Source organism: Actinoallomurus acaciae (assembly GCF_042429965.1).
GTDB lineage: Bacteria > Actinomycetota > Actinomycetes > Streptosporangiales > Streptosporangiaceae > Actinoallomurus > Actinoallomurus acaciae.
Map to the genome: position 1 here is coordinate 1 of NZ_JBHLZP010000757.1, position 3,050 is coordinate 3,050.

Consider the following 3,050-nt stretch of genomic DNA (forward strand, 5'->3'; position numbering starts at 1 on the left):
GGGCGCGCCGAAGCCGGCGAGGGCCTCCGGCCGATGCCCCGCCGCGTACCAGCGGCGTGCCGACTCGGCCGGCACGTTCTTGTCCGCCAGCGCCTCGGCGACCGCCAGGTGGAGCCGGTTGCGCCGGCCGGGCAGCAGGTCGGCGTGGAGCGCCTCGCGCAGCAGGGCGTGCCGGACGTCGTAGCCGTCGCCCGTGACGATCAGGAGCCGGTGCGAGACGGCCTCCTGCAGCGCGGCCTCCAGCTCGCCGGCAGGCAGCCCGGTGACGGTGCCGATCAGCTCCTCGTCCCCGCCGCGGCCGATGATCGCGACGGCGCGCAGGACCTGCCCCGTCGCGGGTGCGAGGCGTTCGACGCGGGTCAGCAGTACGTCGCGCAGGCTGGCGGTCAGCTCCGTGCGCGTCGGCCCGGCGGCCAGCAGCTCCTCGACGAAGAAGGGGTTGCCCTCCGACCGGTCGAACAGCGACCTGGTCTGACGCGTCGCCGGTTCGGTGCCGAGGATGCCGGTGACCTGGGCGGTCACCTCCTCGACGGACAGGCCGGTCAGCTCGATGCGCTCGGCGCGGCCGGAGCGTTCCATCTCCAGCGCGATGTTGTGCAGCGGGTGGTCGCGCGGGACCTCGTCGCTCCGGTAGGTGCCGATGATCACCAGGCCCGCGTGGCGGAGGTTGCCGCCGAGCATCGCCAGCAGGTCGGCCGAGGCCGGGTCGATCCAGTGCAGGTCCTCCAGGACCAGGACGGCCGGGCGCAGCGCGGCCATGCGCCGGAACAGCCCGAGCGCCAGCTCGTACAGGCGACCGCGCTCGGTCCGGTCGTGCCGGCTCGTCGGGCTCCCGCACAGCTCGGGCAGCAGCGCGCCGAGCTCCTGGCGCGCCTCGCCGAGGACGTGGGCGAGCTCGTCGCCGCTCAGCTCGTCGGCCAGCGGCCGCAGGGCGGCGACGAAGGGGGCGTACGGCGCGGCGCCCTCGGCCAGGTCGAGACAGGCGCCGGAGAAGACGAGCACGTCGTTCTCCCTGGCCCGCGCGGTGAACGTCTCCACCAGCCGCGACTTGCCGATGCCGGCGTCGCCGGAGACGAAGAGCAGCACGGAGGAGCCGTCCCGCGCCTGAGCCAGCGCGGCATCCAGCCGGGCCAGTTCCGCGGTACGGCCGATGAGAGTAGGGCACGAGACTCGCCGGGCCACACCAAGGAGTATGGATCACGTACGACAAGTGCGGCGTACAAAGTCAGCAAATAGGTAAATATGCGGATGCACTGCTACCGGGCGCGAAGTGATCATGTAATCGACCGAACGACCACCCGGAGGACGCGATGGTGGGTCCGACCCAGGTTCATCCGCAGAACGGCGTCGCCTTCACCGACGTGTGCGAGGAGCAGCTCCGGCCTCTCTACATCGCCTCTCTCGGCGCGCTCGACCCCGGGCCGGGAACACGCCTGCTGCACGTCGGCTGCGGAACCGGCACGGCCCTGCGGCTCGCGGCGCACAGCGGCGCCGAGGTGGCCGGACTGGACGCCTCGGTCGAATTGCTCAAGGTCGCGCGGGAACGCCTGCCCGACGCCGACCTCCGCGTCGCCGACGCCGCCGAACTGCCCTACGACCGGGGCTGCTTCGACCAGGTCATGGCCTTCGACGCGATCCAGTACAACGAGCCCCCGGCGGTCGCCGTGGCCGAACTGGCGCGCGTCACCCGGCCCGGCGGCTCGGTCGTGATCGGGCTGTGGCACAACTGGTCCGGCCGTGAGGCGAGCGCGTTCCTCAACGCCGTACGCGGCCTCGTACCGGCCGGCTCTCCCGGCTCCCAGCCGGTCCGTGACCTGTACCACCTGCGCGAGGTGATGGTGGAGGCCGGCCTCGACGTGTACGCCTACGCCGAGGTGACCCGCAGGTACGACTTCCCCTCGCTCGACGCCGCCTGGGGGTCGATGCGGTCCTCGCCCAACGTGGCCCACGCGATCGAGGTCATCGGCATGGACGCGGCGTACGAGGTGTTCCTGGCCAACTTCGGCCACCAGCGGCGCCCCGACGGCACCATCCAGCAGGACAACCTGTTCCAGTACGCCGTAGGCCGCGCGACCAGCTGAACTCCGGCGAGGCCGGAGGATCCCGGTATCGGCGCTCCGATCCGGCGCTATCGTTTGACGCGCTGTGGACGATGGCTTGACCGGAAGGACACCTCCCATGGCCGACGGCCTCCCGCTGCGCCCGGGCGATCCGCCCGAGCTCGGCGGCCACCGGCTTCTGCGCCGGCTCGGCGAGGGCAACCAGGGTGTCGTCTTCCTCGGGCGGAGCCCCTCGGGCGAGCAGGTGGCGATCAAGCTGCTCCACGCCCGGATGGCGACGGACCCGAACGCCCGCGACCGGTTCGTACGTGAGCTGTCCGCGGCCAAGAAGGTCGCGCGCTTCTGCACCGCGCAGGTGCTCGACGCCGACCTCGCGGGCGACCATCCGTACATCGTCAGCGAGTACGTCGAGGGACGCTCGCTGCGGTCCCACATCCTCACCGACGGCCCGCGCACCGGCGGCGCGCTCGAACGCCTGGCCATCGGCACGCTGACCGCGCTCGCCGCGATCCACAAGGCCGGCATCGTCCACCGCGACTTCACGCCGCACAACGTCCTGCTGGGCCCCGACGGGCCGCGGGTCATCGACTTCGGCATCGCCCGCGCGCTCGGCGCGGCGGGGAACAACGAGTCCGCCCGCGCCGGCACCCCCTCGTACATGGCGCCCGAGCAGGTCAAGGGCGACGAGATCGGCCCGCCCGCGGACATGTTCGCGTGGGGCTCGACGATCCTGTTCGCCGCGACCGGGCACCCGCCGTTCGGCAACGAGGCGGTGCACGCCGTGATGCAGCGCATCCTGCACGACGAGCCGGACGTCTCCGCCCTGCCGGAGCCGCTGCGGTCGGTCGTGGCCGCGTGCCTGGCGAAGGATCCGTCGCGCCGGCCGACCGCGCAGCAGGCCCAGGCCGGCCTGCTCGGCCACGAGGCGACCGTCGACGAGGCGCTGATGCCGCCCCCGGCCTTCGGCTCCACCGCGCCGGCGCACGAACC

Annotated in this window: 3 protein-coding genes; 2 read left to right on the forward strand and 1 reads right to left on the reverse strand. The window is 72.8% G+C overall.

The features are described from left to right. A partial coding sequence (locus ACFFNX_RS46460; protein WP_378212756.1) for an ATP-binding protein occupies nt 1-1,182 on the reverse strand: 1,182 nt, incomplete at its 3' end. Between the two features lie 128 nt (nt 1,183-1,310). On the opposite strand from ACFFNX_RS46460, the gene ACFFNX_RS46465 reads away from it, so the two are divergent. Next, nucleotides 1,311-2,081, forward strand: coding sequence for a class I SAM-dependent methyltransferase (locus ACFFNX_RS46465; RefSeq protein WP_378212758.1), 771 nt, complete (start codon nt 1,311-1,313; stop codon nt 2,079-2,081). A gap of 97 nt (nt 2,082-2,178) precedes the next feature. Then, on the forward strand, nt 2,179-3,050 hold an 872-nt coding region (locus ACFFNX_RS46470; protein WP_378212760.1), incomplete at its 3' end, for a serine/threonine-protein kinase.